Raw genomic sequence first — 381 nt, 5'->3', positions numbered from 1 at the left:
GGCCTTCTTGTCCACCATCACACCCGTGGCGCCGTTCGCATCCAGCGTCACGCTGCCGACCGACTCATCCGCAGCCACAACGCCGACCAGCGTGTCCACCACAGAGATGTTCGTGAGCGTCAGAACACGCTTCGCAATATCCGCCGTCAGGCCTGTCGGATCTGTGACCGTGTAATTGCTCGCCTCGGCGCCTGTCAGATCATAGCCCAATACGGTTACCAGCTTGCCCGTACCGACATCCTTGCTATTCAACTCGGCCGTGATGCTTGTCGCGTCAATCGAGACCAGGCTGGCATCAACAGCCTCGACCCCGTCCAGCGTCCCAAGCGTCAGCTGCTGACGCATATTCACGGTCCCGTCATAGACACGGTTGGCCACGGA

At 60.4% G+C, this 381-nt stretch carries 1 protein-coding gene; it reads right to left on the bottom strand.

What is annotated here, in order from left to right; genetic code table 11:
- Positions 1-381 (bottom strand): YDG domain-containing protein (locus HY29_RS19480; protein WP_034799875.1); only part of this gene is annotated, 381 nt, incomplete at both ends.

The organism is Hyphomonas beringensis, assembly GCF_000682755.1.
In the GTDB taxonomy this organism is placed as follows: Bacteria; Pseudomonadota; Alphaproteobacteria; order Caulobacterales; family Hyphomonadaceae; genus Hyphomonas; species Hyphomonas beringensis.
The sequence above is the reverse complement of the archived record's forward strand: the minus strand, read 5'-3'. Positions and strand labels throughout refer to the sequence as shown.